Below are 18992 nucleotides of genomic sequence, written 5' to 3'. Positions count from 1 at the left end.
GTTTCAAGCACGGCGCGGTCGGAGCCACACCCATGACCGACGATCAGGAGACGGATCGAGACCGCCCGCGGGACGATCCGTCGGAGACGCGAGACCAGTCGCCGGAGGCAGTTCTCGGCGAACTGTTGACCGATCGGGAGGAGACGCTCGCGACCGCCGAGTCGCTGACGGGCGGGCTCGTCGGGTCGACGGTGACCGACGTGCCGGGGTCGAGCGCCTACTTCGATCGGGGGTACGTGACCTACGCGTACGACGCCAAACGCGAAGAGCTGGGCGTCGCCCGCGAGACGCTGGACGAGCACGGCGCGGTCAGCGGCCCGGTCGCCCGCGAGATGGCCGCCGGCGCGCGTGACCACGCCGACGCGACGTGGGGCGTCTCGACCACGGGGGTCGCCGGTCCCGGCGGCGGAACGGGGGAGAAGCCGGTGGGCTTGGTGTACGTCGGGGTGGCCTACGCCGCGCCGTGGGGGAGCGGCGAGTCGTTCACGCGCAGCGTCCGCGCGGAGTTCGCGGGCGACCGCGACGCGGTGAAACGGGCGAGCGTCGAGCGCGCGCTCGACGAACTCGTCCGGGCGATCCGCGGGCTCGAAGACCCGGACTGAGTCCGGGACGCGGCGTCAGCACACGCGGTCGAGACGTCGGCGGCGCGCACGAGCGCCACGCCGCCGCTCACACGATCGCGACCCCGTCGTCGGTCTCCGCCACCTCGACGGGCCCGTCGATCTCGACCGCGTCGCCGACCGCGACGACCGACTCCCACGACTCCTCCGGGACGACCGTGTTCACCATCAGCCGGAAGTCGTGGTCGAACCGGTCGCTCTCGGTCCACTCGGGCAGCGTCTCCCGACGCTTCCGGAGGAACGTCTCCCGAAACCCGTCGATCTCGGCCGCGGTGTCCGGGTGTCGCGACGGGACGACGCACCGCTGACACGGGTTGACGCCGACGAGGTCCGCCCCGCCGATCGAGAACCGGATCCCCGTTCCGTGGTCGTCGAACAGCCGATCCTCGAAGAAGGGGGGACAGCCCCCGAGCACGACGTTCGGTCTGAACCGTCGGCGAGCCTCCGTCGCGTCCGCGATCCCGTCGAACCACGAGGCGACCGTCTCGAGCGTCCCCGTCGAGATCACGGTCGGACCGGGGGCCGCACGGTCGTCCGGAAACCCACTCGTCGGATCGCGGACCAGGTCGACTTCGTACCCGAGGTACTCGCCGACCCACGCCGCCAGCGCCTCCCCCTCCTCCGGCAGCGCGAACGTCCGCTCGTCGGCTCTCACCCCCTCCCGTGCCGGCCGCTCCAGCGTCACCGCCGTCGGCGTCGCGTCCGCCGGACCGGCGAGCTCGTAGCTCGCCCGCAGGCGCTGGATCGCCGGCTCGCTCTTCCCGTTCACGTACCCGCCGCCGCTCCCGACCGACGCGGCCTCGGGATCGACGCCGGCCTCGACGAACGCGTACGATCGGTCGCCCCGGAGCGCGCCGCGCGGACCGATCTCTGCGCGATCGACGGCGACGCAGTCGAGCGATTTCATGGGATACGCGAGGAGTCCGCCGAGTCGTGTCATACGCGTCGTTCGACGGACCGAACCAAAAGAGTGACCGTGGCCCGCACTGCGCCGCGGGTCGCGTTACTCCTCGTCGTCGCCGGTATCGTCGGCGGCATCGACATCGTCGGCGGCCGTTCCGTCGGCGTCGTCGTCGCCGGCGACGAGTCCCGCGGCCTCGAACGCCTCGCTCACCTCGCTCTCGGGGACGGTGCGGTACCCGTCCGCCTCCGTGACCGTCGCGACCGCGAGGTCGCCGGGGACGAACTCCTCCTCGTGGGCCGCGAGCGCGCGGAGGCCGAGTTCGATGCCCTCGACGAGCGAGAGGTCCTCCTCCCACTCCTCCTCGAGGACGCCCTGTATCTCCTGTCTCCCGCCGCCGATGACGGTCGCCTTCCACTCGTTGGGGGTCCCCGAGGGGTCGGCCGCGAAGAGGCGGGGCTCGCCGTTCTCGATGCCGCCGATGAGCAGCGCCGCGCCGTACGGCCGCGTGCCGCCGCGCTGGGTGTTCTCCTGGATGTGGTCGGTGACGAACTTCGTCAGCGTCTCGACGCCGACGGCCTCGCCGTACCGGAGGCGGTTGCCCTGCGACTGCCGGCGCGCGAGGTCGATGAGCTGTCGCGCGTCGGCGACGTGTCCGGCGCTCGCGGTGCCGAGGTGGTCGTCGAGCTTGTGGAGCTTCTCGATGCTCTCGGCCTCCATCAGCGTCGAGGTCGCCCGCGACATCGCGACGAAGACGACCCCGTCAGCCGTCCGGACGCCGAGGCTCGGTGCGCCGCGCGAGACCGCCTCGCGGGCGTACTCGACCTGATAGATGCGCCCGTCGGGCGAGAACAGCGACGTCCCGCGGTCGTACGCCTGCTGGTCGTTGCCGCCCATCATCGCTTCTCACCCGCTCGCGCGGTGACGTGCTCGCTCATTACCCTTTATTACGCCGGACGGTTGAAAAACCCTCCTTAACCGGTACGCTCGAGCCCCGCGATGAGTATATGCCTCCCGAGCCCGTACCTCTGACATCCTTGTCACCTGATCGAACTCCGGCCCTCCTCGTGACCTGCCTCGCCGGGCTCGTCGTCGCGGGCGGGCTCGCGGTCGTCGGCGGGGGAGCGGCCGTGCCGGATGCACGCATCACCGTCGATGACGTGGGCGTGACGCCCGGCGATCCCGTCGTCGTCGAACGAACGCGACTGAACGTCTCCGTCGCGAACTCCGCGGGGAGCCCGGACGCCGCGAACGTGAGCGAGGTGCGTCTCCTCGACGAGGACGGGACCCTCCTGGACGTGTCGACCGCTCCGGGCGCGTTGTCGCCCGGCGACGCCCTCGACACCGAGCTGTGGACCCGGTTCCAGGAGCCGGGCGAGCACCGGCTCACGGTCGAGGTCGTCGCGACGGAGCCAGTCCCGGACGAAGCCGACGGGGACGACGGAGCGGAGACCGACGGCGAGGCGGCCGATCCGCCCGTGGTTCGGGTGGAACGCGACGTGGTCGTCGACGTCGAACCGACGGTGAGCGTCGTCGATCTGCGGGCCCGAGCCCTTTCACCGGCGGACCTGGAGACGGACGGCGACGACGAGGGCGTCCAAGTCGGCGGCGTGGACGACGTCGACGGCCTGTTGGGCGGCGGTGGCGGCCTCGACGTCGCCGAGGGGGAGTCCGACCCCGCCGCCACGATGGACGCGCCGGTGGCCGTGACCGTGGTGAACACCGGAACCGTCGCCGCAGACCGCGTGAGCGTGAACGCCTCGAGCACGGAGAGCTCGTCGATCGAGGCGGGCCCGTTCGTCGTCGAGGACGTCGCGCCGGGCGAGGAGCGGCGGGTCGTCGTCGACCTCGGATCGATCGACCGGCGCGCCACCGTGACGTTCACCGCGACGTTCCGATCGAGCGTCGGACCGCCGGACGACACCGGGGCTTCACGCACCGCCACGGCCCGGCTCTCGTACCCACCCCACGAGGGACGGCCGGTCCTCACCGGCGCGAACGTGACGCGAGCCGGCGGCGGCGAGGTCGTCGTCGACGCCAACGTGGGGAACGCCGGCGACGCCGAGCTCTCGGGCGTCGTCGTTTCCGTCCTCGACGCGCCAGGGGTCGAGGCAACGCCGGCTGGCGAGGGGTACTTCGTCGGCAGCGTCGCCTCCGACGACTTCGTCCCCCTGGAGATCCGGACGACCGCGAACGCGACGGTCGCCGAGACGGTCCCAGTTCGGATCGCGTACACCGACCGAGGCATCCGGTACGCCGAGACCGTCGAACTCGAGATGCCGGAGGCGTCCGGTGGCGGGGAGGACGAGTCGGCCGGGGGAACCGTGAGCGTGCTCGGCGGGATCGGCGGCGATCGCCTCCGCCTCGGGGGGCTCGCTGTCGTCGTCGCGTTCGGGTTCGTGGCCGGCGGCGCGGCCCTCCGGTATCGTCGGGATGTATAGCGTCGAGCTCCGCGGCGTGAGAAAGCGATACCCCGGCGGGGGTTCGGACCCGGTCGTCGCGCTCGACGACGTCGACTTCGCGGTCGAGCCGGGGGAGTTCGTCGCCGTCGTCGGCCCGAGCGGATCGGGGAAGTCGACGCTGCTCAACGTGCTCGGGCTGCTCGACGACCCGACCGGTGGGCGGCGGCTCCTCTCCGGGACGGACGTGACGAGCCTCTCCGTCGCCGAGCGCACCGCGGCCAGAAAGGACTCGATCGGCTTCGTCTTCCAGGACTTCCATCTGCTTCCGACGCTCACCGCCGTCGAGAACGTCACCCTGCCGACCGCCTTCGACCCGGACGACGCGAGCGACCGGGCCGCGAGCCTGCTCGAACGGTTCGGGCTCGGCGACCGCCTCGACCACGAGCCGGCCGAGCTCTCAGGTGGGCAGAAACAGCGGGTCGCGATCGCCCGGTCGCTGATAAACGAGCCGGCGGTGTTGCTCGCGGACGAGCCGACCGGCAACCTCGACACGGAGACGGGCGAGGCGATCCTCGCGGAGTTCGAGCGAGTCAAACGGGAGGGGGTCGCCGTGGTCGCCGTCACCCACGACCCGCTCGTCGAGCGGTTCGCGGACCGAGTCGTCGAACTCACCGACGGCGTCCTCGTGGGCGGCGAGGCGGCGAGCGCGTCCGGCGACGCCACGGACGACGCCGGGACGGCGGGGCGATCCCTCCACACGGCCGGAGGCGACGAACCGCCGGAGCGCGAGCGATCCCCCGGAGACGGGGAACCGCTTCGGGACCTGTTCGGCGGTTCCGGCGGCGACCCCGGTCCCGCGGCCGGCGGCTCCGGGCGGGGCACGGACGGCCCTGAGGGGGGTGGGGAGGGACGATGACCCTCGTCGCGTGGCGGCAGTCGGTTGCGATGGCCGCGCGGAACCTCCGGCGGAATCGGGTCCGAACGGTTCTGGCCGTTCTCGGCGTCGCCATCGGCGTGTTCGCCGTCGCGACGCTCGGGGTGTTCGGGAACGTCCTCGCGCTCGGGGCGGACGACGCCATCGGCGACATCGGCACGCAGGTCGTCATCTCCCCGAACGCCGACGCGGGCGTGGAGTCGCTCTCGGCGGCCGACGTCGCCGCGATCCGCCGTGCGGTCGGCGAGCCGGCCGTCGTCCCGCTGTACGCCGACGGCGCCATCGTCGCCGGGCCGACGGACCAACAGTTCGCGACGGTGTACGGGGTCGAACGTCCGGGGGCGGCGTTCTCGGCCGCGGACGGGTCGCTTCCGGAGCGTCACCGCGACGGCGCGATCGTCGGCGCGGGGATCGCCGAGGACCTCGACGTGGGCGTCGGCGACCGCCTCGAGGTCGCGGGCGCGCAGACTCGCGTGGTCGCCGTGTTGGCGGAGAGCCGGACGTTCAGCCCGGTCGCACCCGACGACGCGGTCTTCCTCCCGGAGTCGGCGTTCGCGGCCGACGGCTACACCCAGGTCTTGATAGTCTCGGGGTCGGGTACGGAAGCGCGGGCGGCCGCCGACGCGGTTCGGGAATCGGTGAACGCCCGCGAGGACCGCGTCGACGTCTTCGAGCTGGCGGCCGTCGTCGACGAGATCAACGAGTTCTTCGACCTCCTCGGGACGTTCCTGCTCGGGCTCGGCGGGATCTCGCTCGTCGTCGCCGGCGTCTCGATCCTCAACGTCATGCTCATGAGCACGGTCGAGCGCCGCCAGGAGATCGGAGTGATGCGCGCTGTCGGCGTGACCCGTCGGGACGTCCTCCGCGTCCTGCTCGCGGAGGCCGGACTCATCGGCGCGCTCGGCGCGATCATCGGAACGGCGGCGACCGTCGCGGTCGTCGCCGGCCTCGTCGTCTCGACGCCCGCCGTCGACACCGCGATCGCCCTCGATCCGACGAACGGGTACTACCTGCTTCTCGCGCTCGGGTTCGGCGTCGGCGTCGGACTGGTGAGCGGCGCGTACCCCGCCTGGAAGGCCGCGAACGAGCGCCCCGTCGAGGCGCTACGGAGCTGACTCCGGACGCTCCCCGTCGTCCCGGTCGCTCGATCTCTCGTCGCGATCCTCGGCCCCCTCCTCGCCCCAGTCGCGGGAGACGGGCGTCTCGCTGACGTTGATGGCCCCGAGTAGCCAGTCGCTCCCGGCGGCCAGCTCCTCGTCGTCGGTGCCGACGAGCTTCAGCCGGTTGTGGCCCGCCTCGCGGTCGGGATAGCAGCCGACGGTGACGTCGAACCGGTTCATCGCCTCCTCGAGGGCGGGGACGATGTTCGCCTCGGGCTCGACCGTGTAGAGGAACCGCGACCGTCGTTCGCCCGCGAACTCGTCGGCGACGGACTCGAACATCGTCTTCAGCTCCTCGGGGATCCCCGGCAGGACGTACACGTTCTCGAGCACGCAGCCGGGCGCGAGCCCCGCCTCGTTCGGCAGCGGCCGACTCGCCGCCGGGAGCGCGGCCTCCCGATCGACGTCCACGTCGAGGTCGCGGTCCGGGATCCGGGTCGCGATCTCGGCCAGCCGCTCCTCGACGTCGGCGCGGGCCAGCTCCGAGACGGCGAGGTCGCGCCCGAACGCGTCCGCGACCGCCTCCACCGTCACGTCGTCCGGCGTCCCGCCGATCCCGCCGGTGACGACGACCCGGTCGAAGGCGTCGCCGTAGGTCGCGACCCGTTCGGCGATCGTCTCCCGGTCGTCCGGGACCGAGAGGATCCGCGTCACCGAGACGCCGCGCTCGGCCAGCCGCGCCGCGAGCCAGTTGGCGTTCGTGTTCACCGTGTCGCCGGACAACAGCTCGTCGCCGACCGTGATCAACGCGACTTCCATCCTACCCGCCCTCCGACCGGCGGGGACATAAGCCGTTCCACGCTGGCGGTGTGCCGGGAGGATCGCTCACTCCTCGACCCGCTCGTAGGTGACGAACGCGAGGTCGCCCTCGCGCTCTCTGTCGACCTCGACCCACTCGTCGGGGTCCCACGCCGGGAAGCGCGTGTCGCCGTCGGGGGACTCCGGGACCTCCGTGAGGACCATCCGGTCGGCGAGCGGGAGGAACGCCTCGTAGACGCTCGCGCCGCCGATCACGTAGATCTCCTCGACGCCGCACTCGGCCGCGGCCGCCCGCGCCCGCGCCGCCGCCTCCTCGACGCCGCCGGCGACGACGACCTCCTCGGGGAGGTCCGGATCGCGAGTCGTCAACACGACGCTCGTCCGGTCCGGGAGCGGGCCGCCGATCCGATCGGCGATGCTCTCGTAGGTGACGCGCCCGAGGACCACGGGGTGACCGGTCGTCAGCCGCTTGAAGTGCGCGAGGTCCGCCGGGTAGTGCCACGGCATCCCGCCGTCCGCGCCGATGACGCCGTTCGCCGCGACGGCCGCGACGAGGACGAACGACGCGTCGTCGGGGGCTGGATCCACCGCGTCGTCGGATTCCGAACCCGCCATCACTCCGCGACCGCGAACGAGATCCCCTCGGCGCAGTCGTAGTCGACGACCTCGACGTCGTCGTAGCGCAACTCGTCGAGCGGCACGTCCGCGATCTCGATCCGGGGGCGCTCGCGGGGCTCACGCGAGAGCTGTTCGAGGAGGCCGGGGACGTGGTCGTACCCCTCCTCGCCGTCGGCCTCCGCGGGGGCCGCGTCCTCGAGCCACGCCTTGACCCCGCGGTAGTCGGCCTTCTCCTCCGCGTCCGCGAGCCGATCCTGGAGCGCGGGGAGGGTATCGCCGTACCACGCCCCGCGGTCGCCCCGGCCGCAGTAGGCGTGCGCGTCGACGATCGTGTGGCCGAACTCGCCGACCTCGAACCCCGTTCGCTGGGCGAGCGCGTTCGCGAGCAGCGCGTACGCCGCGACGTTGAACGGGACGCCGAGCGCGATGTCGCCCGACCGCTGGGTGAGGTGGAGGTTGAGCCTCCCGCCCTGGACGTTGACGACGAAGGTGTAGTGACACGGCGGCAGCGTCGAGACGGTCGCGTTCGCGGGGTGCCACGCGTTCACGACCATCCGGCGGGAGTTCGGGTTCTCCTCGAGCGTGTCGAGCACGTAGGCGATCTGGTCGAAGGTACGCCGCGTCGTGCCGTCCGCGGCCTCCTCGACGGTCACCCAGCGGTGGCCGTCCTCGGGCCACGTCTCGCCGGGGAGCGCGTCGGAGCCGTCCGGCACCGGGTACCGCCGCCAGAATCGGCCGTACGCCGTGTCGAGGCGTCCCTCCTCGTCCGCCCACGCGTCCCAGATCTTCGTCTCCTCGCGGAGGTTCTCGATGTGTTCCTCCCCGGAGAGGTACCAGATCACCTCGTGGATGAGCGAGTTCCAACGGTAGCCGTCCATCCGTTTCGTGGTGAGGAGCGGGAACCCCTCCGCGAGGTCGACGGTGTAGCCGGCGCTGAACGTCGCGATCGTGTCCACGCCGGTCCGGTTCGGCTTGTACGTGCCCGTCGAGAGCGCGTCGTCGACGAGGTCGAGGTACTGTTGCATCGTGGTGGGTGTCGTGGGGGACGTCGCTCCGGCGCACCGTGGCGTCGGCGCGATCGGTCTGTCGAAATCCACGCGTCGCGCGACATAAACATGCGCCCTTTGGGACGCGTTCACCCGACCGTAGCACCTAACCTCACGCCGCACCGAGTGGGCCGCATGGACATCGACCCGTTCGGGCTCGAACGGTGGTTCGCGAAGTACGAACACGAGGCGGACGTCATGCTCGCCGAGAGCGGGATCCGGTCGCTCAAGGCGGACCGGTTCGACCTCGACCCCGGAGAGGTGGGGTACGTGATCCCGACGAACGGCGACCCGGAGTTCCGTGCCCGCGTCGGCGATCGGTACGGGCGCGGCGCCGACGAGGTCCTCTTCACCTGCGGCACCCAGGAGGCGAACTTCCTGACGTTCCTCTCGCTCGTCGCCTCGACCGATCCGGTCGGCGACGGCGGGATCGGGTCCGGGTCGCACGCCGTCGTCGTCACGCCGACCTACCAGGCGCTCCACGCCGTCCCCGAGGCGTTCGGCGAGGTCACCCGCGTCGAGCTCTCCCCGCCGGAGTGGGAGTTGGACCCCGACGCGGTCGCGGACGCGGTCCGCGAGGACACCGCGGTCGTCGTCGTGAACAACCCGAACAACCCGACCGGGCGCTACCACGACGCCGAGCGCGTGCGGGAGGTGTACGACGTCGCCGTCGAGAACGACGCCTACCTGCTGTGTGACGAGGTGTACCGGCTGCTCGCGTCGTCGCCGCAGGACCCGGTGGCGAGCTTCGGCGCGCACGGGATCTCGACGACGAGCCTGACGAAGGCGTACGGGCTCTCCGGCCTGCGGTTCGGCTGGATCGCCGGCCCGGAACCCGTCATCGAGCGCGCCTGGCGGTGGAAGGACTACACCACCATCTCGCCGAGCATCTTCGGCCAGCACGTCGCGAAGCAGGCGCTCGGCCGTCGCGAGGAGCGGATCCTGGCGGAGAACCGCGAGCTGGCCGACGGGAACCGCGAACGGATCGCGGCGTGGGTGGACCGTCACGGGCTGGAGTGGCACGAACCCGCCTCCGTCAACGCCTTCCCGACGGTTCCGGAGGGATTCGCGGACGCCCGTGAGTTCTGTCGAACCGTCGTCGAGGAGGCGGGCGTCGTGCTCGCACCGGGTGACCTCTTCGGGTTCCCGAACCGCTTCCGCGTCGGCTTCGGGCACCGTCGGAAGGTGCTCGAGGAGGGGCTCGGCCGGGTGAGCGCGGTTATCGAGTCACACGTGGAGGACGGCGCCGAGACGGCCGAGGACGCGATTCCGGACGGAGGGAGCCGCTGAATGGGGCTCGTCGGTGACCTCAAAGACGACCTCGTCGGGCTCGTCAGGAATCCGACCGACGAGCAGAAGGCGATCCTGGTCGCGATCGTCGCCATCGCGATCGCCGACCGGTACTTCGTCTGGATCGACTTCCCGTTCGTGGTGCGGACGACCGCCGCGGTCGGCGTGGGGTTCCTCGCGCTGTTCGTCGCCAGCTACCTCCTCACTGGGCACCTCGTCCCGCCGGACGAGGACGACGAGGAGGAGCTCCGTCCGTAGCCCGCCGCGATCGTGGGGCGCGACGCTCCACACCGCACTCGCGGCGTTCCAAACCGTTTATACCCGCGCCGGGGGTAAGCCGGTGTATGCCGCGAGAGCAGAAGCAGGTTCGAGAACTCCAGGAGGGGAGCTACGTCATGATGGACAGCTCGCCCTGCAAGATCAACCACTACAGCACCGCCAAGCCCGGTAAACACGGGAGCGCCAAGGCCCGCGTCGAGGGGAAGGGCGTCTTCGACGAGAAGAAACGATCGCTCTCGCAGCCGGTCGACGCGAAGGTGTGGGTACCGATCATCGAGCGGAAACAGGGTCAGGTCGTCTCCGTCTCCGGCGACGACGCGCAGGTCATGGACCTCGACACCTACGAGACGTTCACGATGCGGATCCCCGAGGGCGAGGACTTCTCCTCGGACGACACCATCGAGTACCTGGAGTACGAGGGCCAGCGCAAGGTCGTCGGGTAATCGGATGTTCCCCGGAGCGACCGCCGACCGCGACGCGGCCTCGTACGTGGTCGTCGGCGCTCCCCTCGACGCCACGACCACGTTCCAACCCGGCACCCGATTCGGGCCCGACCGGGTCCGGCGCTTCTCCGAGAGCTACGACGACTACGACGACAGGACGGATAGCCACTTCTCCGCGCTCGGCGTCCACGACGCGGGCGACGTCGTCCCCTGGGACGACACGCGCGAGTACCTCGATCACCTCGCCGCCGAACTCCGGAGCGTCGTCCTCGACGGCGCGATCCCGATCGGGCTCGGCGGGGAACACACCGTCACCTACGCCGGCGTCGAGGCGGTCGCCCCGGACACGCTCGTCGTCGTCGACGCGCACCTCGACCTCCGGGCGGAGTACGCAGGCAACCCGTGGAACCACGCCTGCGTCACCCGCCACGCGCTCGACGTCGTCGACCGCGCGGTGATCGTCGGCGCGCGAACCGGCTCCTCGGAGGAGTGGGATCGCGCCGCGGCGGACGACGTGGCGGTCGTCGCGCCCGAGGACGCCCGCGCCTGGCTCGACGACCTCGATCCGAACCGGTTCGCCGACGGGTCGACGTACCTCTCCGTCGACGTCGACGGGGTCGATCCGGGGTTCGCACCCGGCACCGGGACCATGGAGCCGTTCGGACTCCATCCGCGCGAGGTTCGCGACCTCGTGCGCACGGTCGCGCCGCACGCAGACGGCTTCGACGTCGTCGAGGTGAACGACCGCGACGACGGCCAGGCCGCGGCCCTCGGCGGGAAGCTGCTCCGGGAATTCGTTCACTCACACGCCGCGGGCTCGTCGGCGTAGCGTCCGACGGTCGACGGCAGGCGGAGTCGCGCGTTCCGTGGTTCGTCTCTCAGTGGAGTTCGGAGAGCCGACTGCGGGCGGCCGCGACCGCCTCCATCGCGTCGATCCACTCGCGGGTGTCCGTACACCAGACCCGGTCGCCCTCGACGCTGACGCAGAACACCGACTCCGAGGACGGCGAGATGGTCACGTCGTCGACGTCCGGCCGGTCGCCGAGGTAGGCGTCGATCAGGCGTCTTGCCGTCTCGGCCTCAGAACGGAGGCGGTTCCCGGAGGCGTACTCGATGGCTATCTCGGCCATGCCCGATCGTTGAATGTACACGATTAATAACTACTGTTTACGGGCAGCGATTGCGGGGACCGGAGAGGCGGGACGACGCACCGTCGGGGCGCGGCTCCTCGACGACGAGGAATCAGCGGCAGACGGCCGAACGGAGACGCCTCGTCGGTCGTGATGGGGTCGGTCAGCCCGATCCGTGGGGCTATATGCCCCGACGGGTATTGGCACCTATGACCACACCGATTCACGAGCGGCCGGGCGACCTGCTCTCGGAACTCGTTCGATTTGAAACCGTGAACCCGCCGGGCGAAGAACGTGCCTGTATCGAGTACATCGACGGCCTTCTGACAGAGGCGGGGATAGCGACCGAGACGTTGGCCGCTGAGTCCGAGCGACCGAACCTGCTCGCCCGCCTGCCGGGCGGTGACGCGCCGCCGCTGCTGATGCAGGGCCACGTCGACGTGGTCCCGACGGAAGGCCAAGAGTGGGACGAGCCGCCGTTTTCGGGGACACGGAAGGACGGGTTCGTCTGGGGCCGCGGCGCGCTGGACATGAAGGGGGGTGTCGCGATGATGGTCGCGGCGATGCTTCGGGCCGCCGAGGAAGGGGTCGAACCCGCGGGCGACGTACTGTTGACGGTGCTCTCCGACGAGGAGACGGGCGGCGACGTCGGCGCGAGGTATCTGGTCGAGAACCATCCCGAGCGCTTCGCGGACGTGGAGTACGCGATCGGCGAGTTCGGCGGCTTCCCGCTGCGCATCGACGGGACGGAGTTCTACCCGATCCAGGTGGCCGAAAAGCGGGTCTGCTGGCTCGAGGCGACGGTGACCGGTCGCGGCGGCCACGCCTCCCGGCCACAGCGCGACGGCGCGATGCACGCGCTCGGGGAGCTGCTCACTCGACTGACCGAACAGCGCCTGCCCGTCCGCATCACGCCGCCTGCCCGGGAGTTCGTCGAGGCGCTCGCCGCCGAGGCCGAACCCGAGCGAGCCGAACAGTTGCGGGGACTGCTTGACCCCGAACGCACCGACGAGATCCTGGACGAACTCGGCCCCGTCGCCGAGCGGTTGGACCCGATGCTTCACAACACGGTGAGCCCGACGGTCGTCGACGGCGGCGGGAAGGTGAACGTCCACCCGGCGGAAGTCGACCTCCGACTCGACGCACGGCTCCTCCCCGGCGCGACGCCCGAGGAGTTCCTCGAGGAGGTCCGGGAGGTCGTCGGTGACGTCGAGGACGTCGAGTTCGAGGTCGTACGGTTCGACGGCGGCGAGGGCAACCGCGTCGACATGGGACTGTTCGATCTGCTGAGCGACTCTCTGACGGAGAACCACCCCGACGCCGTCCCGGTCCCGTTCCTGCTCACCGGCGCGACCGACGGGCGTTTCTTCGAACAGCTGGATATCCAGCCCTACGGGTACACCCCGCTGAAGCTTCCCCCGACGTTCGAGTTCGAGGCGCTGGTCCACGCCGCGAACGAGCGTGTTCCCGCCGAGGCCATCGCGTTCGGGACCGACACGCTTTCGACGGTGATTCGAGAGTACGGCTCCGCGTGACATAGAACGGCTCCGTTGAACTCCTCCGCCGGCGATACATTCTACACGAGCAACGAGACGAATCCTCTTCCGAACGGCAGTGGCGGTTATGGGAGATTCAAGGCTAAACCCTCGCCCTTCAGGGCGGGGAGGATGTCAACCGCTCGTTTCGTTCACCACTGTGATGTTCGACTCGTTGAGATCGATCGCGACGCTCTCGGTCTGTCCGGTCGCGTTGGACGTGTCGGCTGACCCGTTTTCGTCGATCGTTTCGACGGTTGATTCGTCGATCCGCATCTCCACCCACGTGTGAGCGACGGTCTCCGCATCGAGGTCGGCGGTCAGCATGACCGTACTTCCGCTCCCGTCCGGACGCTGAAGTCTGATATCGACGTGATCGTCGGCAGTCGCCTCCACGACCGTTGCCTCCAACTCTGTCGCGTCCAGGTGCGTCCGAACGTTGTAGCTGGTCTGCTCGTCGGTCACGACGAGACGTTCTATCAGCTCCCGGTCGTCGCGGTCCAACACACCGACGTCGTCGTTGTAGGTCAACTCCACCGCGTCGAGGTCCGGACGCGCAGCCCGGACCGTGATCGCCTCGTTGGTCCGATTCGCCGTTCCTCGAACCAACGGAAGGCAGTCGTCGGTGGGTCGGACGCGGATCCCGGCGGTATCCAGCGGCTCCTCGCGTGCCGTGGACTCGTAGTACTGATTAACTCGCACCTCCAGCTGGCTGTACTCGCTAAGCCCGACGCGATCGCCGGTCCGTTCAACGACGAGTTCGGCAAGCCGTTGGCGACCGATCTCGTCGACGACCGAACCGTTATGATGGGAAACCAGGGTGACGGTCACGTCTTCGACCCGATGGCTGGTTCCGTTTCGCTCCGTACTGTTCAGACGGAGAGCGCCGCCACACGTACGTTCAGCCTGGTGTAAGGTGTACTCGTCTCCGTCAGTCCGAGTTACTGGTTCGTCGAACTGCTTTTGGTCTCCGTTCAGTTGCGCTACGTCGTCTTCATCTGCGGGACCGTCCGTCGCTTCCGGGGACAGGGTAGCACCTGCGATGACGGCGATACCACTGGCAGCGAGCAGTACGGTCGCGATACTGAGGGCGTATATCGCGAGTCTGTAGTCACGTTGCATGGTTCTTGCTTCCTTCACACCGCTCGTGTCGTGTCATTGGTTGGTCCGACGACAGCCGGGCGGGGACCGACGGGACGGCCACGGGTACCGTTGAGACGGTCCCCCGGCCGATTGCGGGCGGTCGTCCGACTGCGTCACGTCTCGCTTATAAGAAAGTGCATATAAATCACGGTTGGAAACGGCTATTGAACACGTCTGAAACGCGTTTCACAGGCGTTTCAGGTGTTGAAAACGCTGAAAATCATCAGATTCATACTGCCGATGTTTCGAAAACTACCCATGTCCCAGGTCCCCCGTTCCCGAGTGGTGCTGGTCCTCTCGCTGGCCGTCCTCGCAAGCAGTGTTGCGGTGTTCGGCAGCGTTACTGGAATCGCTCCCGACGAAACCCACGAGTTCACTGTTGAGGACGGTGCGGTCGTCGCTACAACCGGTAGTGGCCAGCACGTGCTGGTCGAGGACGCTCACACGATCGATCGAATCGAGATCAGCCATGAGGACAGCCGCTACCTCGTCCAAACAGTCGACCACGGCCCACCGCCGGTCGACGCGCAGATGCGCCTGCGTGTACGGCAGATCATCACGTCCGCCGAGATCGTCGGCGGTGATATCCCATCGGCGAACGGTACAGCGTATGCTGTCCGTCGGGTCCCGTCGCGCCTCTCCAGCGACCGTGCGGCGGTCATCGGAGCAACGTCGAACGAATCCCTACAGACGGTGATATCCCCTAACGCCTCCGCGTTCACCGTCCGACAAGACGACGGCAGTATCGTTTTCGAGCGGCGTGAATCGTGGTGGAGCGTCGACCGAATGCTCGTCGTCGTGACGTCGAACGAGCCCGGAACACGGTACAGTGCTGTGGTTAATCTCCGCACCGAGACCATCGAATCACTCGTTCGACTCGACGGAGGTGACCGATGAGGGATATTCGCCTTCCCCATCACCGGACTGCTATCCGTGGTCAGGCACCGTCCCTCTTCGCTACCGGCCGAGTCGAACTCCCGGAGTGCGGGAGGGACTGGTCGACCAACGGTCACATCGGCGAAACGAGATGATACGGATACCTTCCCGACCGCGCTCTGAACTCCTCGCGATCGGTATCTTTGTCGCTGCGATAACGGTCCTCGTCACGCAGTTCATAACCGCGACGCCAGCTGCCGTCGCGGTTGGCGACGAGAGTACGCGAATCGGGAGTCTCGGATGGCAGTTCACGCTCCGCGACGCGGCCCTCATTGCTATTTCATCGTATGCCGCCGGTGGAAGCACGATAGCACTCCTCAACGGGGCAGAGTCGACGTCGTCGACCGTCGCGGACACCGAGCGAACGGATCCGTCCGCACAGCAGTCTACCGACGAGTCCAGTAACGAGCTACTACAGGCCCGCCGAGAGGAGTGGGAAACCGTTTCAGAACGGCTCACGAGCAACGAAGAGCTGGTTTATCAGATGGTCCTCGAAGCCGACGGCGTCCTCCCACAGAGCGAGATAGTCGACCGAACGGATCTCTCAAAAGCGACAGTCAGCCGTACGCTCGATAGTTTAGAGGCGAAAAACCTCGCCGAACGGAAACGCCACGGCATGGGGAACACGGTACTGCTTACGTAGGTTGGCCGTCGCGAGTGCGATCATTTCGCGCTTCGAAAATAATACCCTACTCAAAAATTCTTGTGATTACGTGGGCCTGTGAGCGTGCACCGAATCGTGTATGAGAACTGTGCGGCGTTGACGAGACACGCAGCGTCTCGTCCGCGCACAAGAGCTCTGCTCTTGTGAACGCTGTATCCACTCCCTGCTCGCGCCTCCCGTTCGGTCGGCGCTCGCTGAGGAAGGGGGCTTAGCGCCTCAATTCAGCTGATCGGCTATCCTGACTCGTGATCGAAAATCGGAGAGAGAAGGTTTCGTTGTGCCGCTCTGAGCTGTGTGGAAAACGCAGGTTGTGAGATGCCGAGCAAGTCCGCGATTTCCGTACCGGTTCGCTTGCGTTGCTGGTCAAAGTACCCACTGTAATACGTCGTTGCGAGAATGTCCCGTTGTCGCTCCGTCAACGCGTCATTCAACAATCCCATCCACGGGAGAGCCGGCGAAGAGGTGCCACGTTGGTGGATCGCTACATCGATATCCGGATACTCGTCTTTGAGTTGTTGAACGAGCGTTTGGTGCGCTCGTCCTTCGGGGAGTGAGCCCGTGACTCTACAGTGTGTTCCCGCGGCCACGACTGACCGAATGTTTACACCGACCGTTGCGAGCGTCGTCACGAGACAGTCCCCGATGACGACGGCCTCAAACATCGTCTGGTCCGCCTCGGATATCACCCGGAGTTCGTCGATGGACGAGAGACCGTCGGCGACCGTCTGGACTTTCTCGTCTTCGGCGTCCTCACACACGAAGTGAACGAGATACGTCTCTTCCGAGCGGGGCGTGATGTTGAGAATCCGGATGTCTGCCGAGACGTGATCTGCCAATTGGATAAAGAGATCTGTCGTACCCGTCAGATCGAACGTCACGTCAACTGTTCCCCCTCCGAGGAGTGCGTTGCGTTGGTCGCTCGTATTTAGAGCATACCCCACGAGTTCGCCGAGTTCTGTTAACACGGACTTCGTCCTGTCGTCGAACGCGTCAGCCTGCTCGCTGTAAATCGCCATGACACCGTACAAAAACCCGTCGTAGACCAGTGGAACGCTGATAACAGACTGGAACCCGTGCTGTAGTGCTACGTCTCGCCACTCAGTCTGATGGGGCGCCGCTGCGATCCGGGGTTCCGTAACCGTCGTTCTCTCTCTGGCCGCTCGAACCGACGGGAGCGTGTTGCTCGGCTCAAAGTTCAGTGAGACTGTGTCAAGGTGGTGTCGCGGTGATCCGGCCTGTGTGGAGGCACGCATCTCACTCGCTGCGGGATCGGGGTCTCCGATCCACGCGTATGTGAACCGATCGAGAGAGGTGAGCGAATCGCATACACGTTGAGTGATCGCGTCGCGTGACCGGACCCGTATCAGTGCCTGCGTGATCGTCCGGATCTCGTCGTTGAGTTGGTTGACTCGTTCGAGGCGCTCAGCCTGTATCCGTGACTCTCGCTCCCGCTCTCGGAGTGTCTGGGTTCGATCGGCCCGGTCAAGGGCGGCTTCGGCCGTAGAAGCGAGCGTCCCCGCGATCTCTTCGGTCATCTCGTCGAACGCGCCGATCGACGTATCACCGATGAGAAAGACGCCGTGTTCTCCAAGTGGAATGAGCAGTTCGCTCCGAATCGGCGTCCCAGCGTTGTACACATCCTCAGTGGTGCGAACGTCGTCAAGCCGTACCTGTTCCTGGTCCGTGAAGACGCGCCATGCGACGCTGTCTCCCGGCGAGAAACGCGGGATGTCATCGAGGATATCGTCGAGGCTTTCGGAATACGCCGTCGGAACCAACTGCCCGGCGTGGTCGTCGTAGAGACAGACACCACTTCCCGACGCGTCAAGCACGTCCGTTGAGGCATCGACGACGATCTGTGCGATTCCCGCGGCGGTTTCGGCCTGTAAGAGGTCCCGTGCTGCCGTGTTGATCCCGGTGAGTGCGTTCTCGTATCGACGTTGTTCGGAGATCTCCCGGAAAATCCCGTGTATGAGCGTGCGGCCGTCGAGTGACACGATCGAAGTACTGATCGCGACTGGAATTCGATCCCCGCCAACCGTGGTGAGAGACACGGGCGTGCCGTCCTCGAATTCTTTGATCGTTTCCTGATTTTCGACGTGATATTCGAATAACTCCTGGTACCGTTTTGCCTCCTCGTCGGGGTGGAGTGCCGTCTGATGGAGGCCGATGATTTCATCCCGTGGCTGATTCCGGAGTTCTGCTGCAGCAGCATTTGCCTCAACGAGTTCGCCGGTATCGGCATCCGCGACGAAGATCGGGACCGGCGCGTCGTCGATCAGCGTCTGATATCGCTTGCGTGTCGCTTTGAGTTGCCGTTCACGTTCCTTGCGCTCGGTGATGTCGCGGACGGTCGCGACGTGATACGCTTGGTTCAAATCGACGTGTGAGATGCGTATCTCGACTGGGAACGTAGACCCGTCCTTGCGTCGATGTTCGCCCTCGATGACGTCGGTTCCGTTCTCTCTCACAGTCGCAGCGAAACTGTTCCACATCTCCGCCGAAAAATCTGGATTGATGTCCGGCACCGACAGGGACGATAGCTCTTCGCGGTCGTACCCGAGAAGTTGACAGGCCGTCTCGTTCACGTCGAGAATGGCGCTGGTATGCGAATCTATCACGAAGATCCCATCAGACGCCTCATCGATCAAGTTGCGGAACAAGTCACGGTCTCGTTCGCGGTCTTTGCGGTCGGTCACGTCTCGGAGGACTCCGATGGCCTCAACTGGAACGCCGTCGTCGTCACGCTTGAGTTCCGCACGCTCGTGGATCCACTTCGTTGACCCATCGACTTCGATCTGATACTCGATGTCGAACGGTTCGCCTTTGGAAACCGCGTTCCGCTTCTGTCTGACGACATCCTCGTGTCGAGAGGCAACCAGTACAGGCACGTCTTCGTGACCGAACGAGCCTTCGGCAGGTGAGACACCGAATATCTCACGCGCCATCTGCGACCAGTCAGTTTCGCCTCGCTCAAGATCAGTGTACCAACTACCCAGATCAGCTATCGCTTCCACCTCCTGAAGATGGCGGCTTCGGAGGCTGTTGTCTCGTGACGTACCTCCGCCGTCGCTACTATTCATATAAGTCGACATTGTTGATAATGGTTATTATAATATAGGTGGGTTTGAT

Annotated in this window: 19 protein-coding genes; 11 read left to right on the top strand and 8 right to left on the bottom strand. The window is 67.2% G+C overall.

The annotated features are described in order from the left end of the window. Window positions 1-32 precede the first annotated feature (32 nt). Window positions 33-602 carry a CinA family protein gene (locus tag NO889_RS08575; RefSeq protein ID WP_256411849.1) on the top strand — a complete coding sequence of 190 codons (570 nt, stop codon included), beginning with the start codon at window positions 33-35 and terminating at the stop codon, window positions 600-602. Window positions 603-669: 67 nt separating this feature from the next. Here the strand turns inward: NO889_RS08575 and NO889_RS08570 are convergent, their stop codons facing one another. Beyond that, window positions 670-1560 carry an MOSC domain-containing protein gene (locus NO889_RS08570; protein WP_256411848.1) on the bottom strand — a complete coding sequence of 297 codons (891 nt, stop codon included), beginning with the start codon at window positions 1558-1560 and terminating at the stop codon, window positions 670-672. Window positions 1561-1623: 63 nt separating this feature from the next. Continuing rightward, window positions 1624-2418 (bottom strand): archaeal proteasome endopeptidase complex subunit alpha, encoded by a 795-nt coding sequence (psmA, locus tag NO889_RS08565; protein ID WP_256411847.1) that lies wholly within the window; start codon window positions 2416-2418, stop codon window positions 1624-1626. A 170-nt stretch (window positions 2419-2588) separates the two neighbouring features. Between psmA and NO889_RS08560 the strand changes: the two genes are divergently transcribed. Genes NO889_RS08560 through NO889_RS08550 form a run of 3 tightly spaced genes read left to right on the top strand, consistent with a single transcriptional unit; the run spans window position 2589 to window position 5972 of the window. Further along, complete coding sequence (locus NO889_RS08560; RefSeq protein ID WP_256411846.1) at window positions 2589-3962, top strand: COG1361 family protein; 1374 nt, start codon at window positions 2589-2591, stop codon at window positions 3960-3962. Next, window positions 3955-4839, top strand: a complete 885-nt coding sequence (locus tag NO889_RS08555) for an ABC transporter ATP-binding protein (protein ID WP_256411845.1) — start codon at window positions 3955-3957, stop codon at window positions 4837-4839. Before NO889_RS08560 ends, NO889_RS08555 begins: the two co-directional genes overlap by 8 nt. Then, entirely contained in the window at window positions 4836-5972 is a 1137-nt protein-coding gene (locus NO889_RS08550; protein ID WP_256411844.1) for an ABC transporter permease, read from the top strand. The genes NO889_RS08555 and NO889_RS08550 overlap by 4 nt, the downstream gene beginning before the upstream one ends. On the opposite strand, the gene NO889_RS08545 is transcribed toward NO889_RS08550, so the two are convergent. From NO889_RS08545 to thyA, 3 genes are all read right to left on the bottom strand, one after another. Continuing rightward, window positions 5961-6776: a competence/damage-inducible protein A gene (locus NO889_RS08545; RefSeq protein ID WP_256411843.1), complete on the bottom strand. Its 816-nt coding sequence runs from the start codon at window positions 6774-6776 to the stop codon at window positions 5961-5963. The two genes, NO889_RS08550 and NO889_RS08545, sit on opposite strands and share 12 nt — an antisense overlap. 66 nt (window positions 6777-6842) lie before the next feature. Next, the gene (locus NO889_RS08540; RefSeq protein WP_256411842.1) at window positions 6843-7391 is read right to left on the bottom strand and encodes a dihydrofolate reductase; all 549 of its coding nucleotides are present in this window, start codon (window positions 7389-7391) and stop codon (window positions 6843-6845) included. Beyond that, on the bottom strand, window positions 7391-8419 hold the full coding sequence (gene thyA, locus NO889_RS08535) for a thymidylate synthase (RefSeq protein WP_256411841.1): 1029 nt from the start codon (window positions 8417-8419) through the stop codon (window positions 7391-7393). Before thyA ends, NO889_RS08540 begins: the two co-directional genes overlap by 1 nt. A 156-nt stretch (window positions 8420-8575) precedes the next feature. Here thyA and NO889_RS08530 point away from each other — a divergent pair, with 156 nt between their 5' ends. The 4 genes from NO889_RS08530 (at window position 8576) to speB (ending at window position 11281) form a co-directional block, all read left to right on the top strand. Continuing rightward, the gene (locus NO889_RS08530) at window positions 8576-9730 is read left to right on the top strand and encodes an aminotransferase class I/II-fold pyridoxal phosphate-dependent enzyme (RefSeq protein WP_256411840.1); all 1155 of its coding nucleotides are present in this window, start codon (window positions 8576-8578) and stop codon (window positions 9728-9730) included. Beyond that, window positions 9731-9988 (top strand): hypothetical protein, encoded by a 258-nt coding sequence (locus NO889_RS08525; RefSeq protein WP_256411839.1) that lies wholly within the window; start codon window positions 9731-9733, stop codon window positions 9986-9988. It abuts the gene before it with no gap. An 86-nt stretch (window positions 9989-10074) separates the two neighbouring features. Continuing rightward, entirely contained in the window at window positions 10075-10452 is a 378-nt protein-coding gene (locus tag NO889_RS08520) for a translation initiation factor IF-5A (protein ID WP_094532605.1), read from the top strand. A 4-nt stretch (window positions 10453-10456) separates the two neighbouring features. Further along, on the top strand, window positions 10457-11281 hold the full coding sequence (gene speB / locus NO889_RS08515; RefSeq protein ID WP_256411837.1) for an agmatinase: 825 nt from the start codon (window positions 10457-10459) through the stop codon (window positions 11279-11281). 49 nt (window positions 11282-11330) lie between these two features. On the opposite strand, the gene NO889_RS08510 is transcribed toward speB, so the two are convergent. Then, window positions 11331-11582, bottom strand: coding sequence for a hypothetical protein (locus NO889_RS08510; protein WP_256411836.1), 252 nt, complete (start codon window positions 11580-11582; stop codon window positions 11331-11333). Window positions 11583-11791: 209 nt separating this feature from the next. Between NO889_RS08510 and NO889_RS08505 the strand changes: the two genes are divergently transcribed. Next, window positions 11792-13117, top strand: coding sequence for a M20/M25/M40 family metallo-hydrolase (locus NO889_RS08505; RefSeq protein WP_256411835.1), 1326 nt, complete (start codon window positions 11792-11794; stop codon window positions 13115-13117). A gap of 135 nt (window positions 13118-13252) precedes the next feature. On the opposite strand, the gene NO889_RS08500 is transcribed toward NO889_RS08505, so the two are convergent. Then, on the bottom strand, window positions 13253-13948 hold the full coding sequence (locus NO889_RS08500) for a hypothetical protein (protein ID WP_256411834.1): 696 nt from the start codon (window positions 13946-13948) through the stop codon (window positions 13253-13255). A 570-nt stretch (window positions 13949-14518) separates the two neighbouring features. Between NO889_RS08500 and NO889_RS08495 the strand changes: the two genes are divergently transcribed. Together NO889_RS08495 and NO889_RS08490 are read left to right on the top strand one after the other, a co-directional pair. After that, a complete protein-coding gene (locus NO889_RS08495) occupies window positions 14519-15157 on the top strand; it encodes a hypothetical protein (RefSeq protein WP_256411833.1) in 639 nt (212 codons plus the stop codon). Window positions 15158-15287: 130 nt separating this feature from the next. Beyond that, the gene (locus NO889_RS08490; protein ID WP_256411832.1) at window positions 15288-15839 is read left to right on the top strand and encodes a helix-turn-helix transcriptional regulator; all 552 of its coding nucleotides are present in this window, start codon (window positions 15288-15290) and stop codon (window positions 15837-15839) included. 254 nt (window positions 15840-16093) lie between these two features. Here NO889_RS08490 and NO889_RS08485 read toward each other — a convergent pair whose 3' ends face one another. Continuing rightward, a complete protein-coding gene (locus NO889_RS08485; RefSeq protein ID WP_256411831.1) occupies window positions 16094-18943 on the bottom strand; it encodes a PAS domain S-box protein in 2850 nt (949 codons plus the stop codon). Between the last annotated feature and the right edge of the window lie 49 nt (window positions 18944-18992).

The organism is Halorubrum rubrum (genome assembly GCF_024494685.1).
Taxonomy (GTDB): domain Archaea; phylum Halobacteriota; class Halobacteria; order Halobacteriales; family Haloferacaceae; genus Halorubrum; species Halorubrum rubrum.
The sequence above is the reverse complement of the archived record's forward strand: the minus strand, read 5'-3'. Positions and strand labels throughout refer to the sequence as shown.

Bases quoted from the DNA above. Each gene is read 5' to 3' on its own strand.
- NO889_RS08575 (WP_256411849.1), top strand. From the start codon at position 33: ATGACCGACGATCAGGAGACGGATCGAGACCGCCCGCGGGACGATCCG.
- NO889_RS08570 (WP_256411848.1), bottom strand. From the start codon at position 1,560: ATGACACGACTCGGCGGACTCCTCGCGTATCCCATGAAATCGCTCGAC.
- psmA (WP_256411847.1), bottom strand. From the start codon at position 2,418: ATGGGCGGCAACGACCAGCAGGCGTACGACCGCGGGACGTCGCTGTTC.
- NO889_RS08555 (WP_256411845.1), top strand. From the start codon at position 3,955: ATGTATAGCGTCGAGCTCCGCGGCGTGAGAAAGCGATACCCCGGCGGG.
- NO889_RS08550 (WP_256411844.1), top strand. From the start codon at position 4,836: ATGACCCTCGTCGCGTGGCGGCAGTCGGTTGCGATGGCCGCGCGGAAC.
- NO889_RS08545 (WP_256411843.1), bottom strand. From the start codon at position 6,776: ATGGAAGTCGCGTTGATCACGGTCGGCGACGAGCTGTTGTCCGGCGAC.
- NO889_RS08540 (WP_256411842.1), bottom strand. From the start codon at position 7,391: ATGGCGGGTTCGGAATCCGACGACGCGGTGGATCCAGCCCCCGACGAC.
- thyA (WP_256411841.1), bottom strand. From the start codon at position 8,419: ATGCAACAGTACCTCGACCTCGTCGACGACGCGCTCTCGACGGGCACG.
- NO889_RS08530 (WP_256411840.1), top strand. From the start codon at position 8,576: ATGGACATCGACCCGTTCGGGCTCGAACGGTGGTTCGCGAAGTACGAA.
- NO889_RS08525 (WP_256411839.1), top strand. From the start codon at position 9,731: ATGGGGCTCGTCGGTGACCTCAAAGACGACCTCGTCGGGCTCGTCAGG.
- NO889_RS08520 (WP_094532605.1), top strand. From the start codon at position 10,075: ATGCCGCGAGAGCAGAAGCAGGTTCGAGAACTCCAGGAGGGGAGCTAC.
- speB (WP_256411837.1), top strand. From the start codon at position 10,457: ATGTTCCCCGGAGCGACCGCCGACCGCGACGCGGCCTCGTACGTGGTC.
- NO889_RS08510 (WP_256411836.1), bottom strand. From the start codon at position 11,582: ATGGCCGAGATAGCCATCGAGTACGCCTCCGGGAACCGCCTCCGTTCT.
- NO889_RS08505 (WP_256411835.1), top strand. From the start codon at position 11,792: ATGACCACACCGATTCACGAGCGGCCGGGCGACCTGCTCTCGGAACTC.
- NO889_RS08495 (WP_256411833.1), top strand. From the start codon at position 14,519: ATGTCCCAGGTCCCCCGTTCCCGAGTGGTGCTGGTCCTCTCGCTGGCC.
- NO889_RS08490 (WP_256411832.1), top strand. From the start codon at position 15,288: ATGATACGGATACCTTCCCGACCGCGCTCTGAACTCCTCGCGATCGGT.
- NO889_RS08485 (WP_256411831.1), bottom strand. From the start codon at position 18,943: ATGAATAGTAGCGACGGCGGAGGTACGTCACGAGACAACAGCCTCCGA.